The 518-nt window shown below is 40.2% G+C and carries 1 protein-coding gene; it reads right to left on the reverse strand.

Annotated features, from left to right (window positions below):
* Positions 1-373 (reverse strand): DUF4442 domain-containing protein (locus tag R7093_RS28100; RefSeq protein ID WP_318147394.1); only part of this gene is annotated, 373 nt, incomplete at its 3' end.
* Positions 374-518 lie beyond the last annotated feature (145 nt).

A 518-nucleotide genomic window follows, 5' to 3' on the forward strand; every position in this document is an offset into this window, starting at 1 on the left:
TTTCGCCGTTTCGAGTCATCTGATAGATCTCGTCTAGCATACCATCCGTGATCTCAAACTCAGCAAACAAATCGCTTTGTCCTGGCTTGATAAAGTTGATGCTCGCCTCTTTATCCCACACGTAATACTCTTCACGTAGAATACCCATCAACATGAGAGAGTAAATGGGATCTGTTAAGGAAAAAATACTGCCTCCATACTGCGTACGATTGGCATTTTTGTTCCACCAGCGAAGTTTCAAACGAACTTTAACCGTTCGGAAGTCTTCAGAAATATGTAAGATTTTAATTCCGGCCCCCCAAAATGGTGGCCATACATTCAACGCAAATTTCACAATCCCTGGTTTATAAATCTTCGCGAGTCGCTTATTCATTGCAGTCCATGCCCTCTCTAAGCTCATGTTACAAAATTGTAACTGGTCAGATCTGTAATATAATCGACCCATTTCCAATTTACAAAAAGATTCTATTAACCCTTTGAAGTTCGTGGTTTAATGTTTTTAGCGCTTCGCCTATAAT

The sequence above is a fragment of the Vibrio sp. 1580 genome (assembly GCF_033340055.1).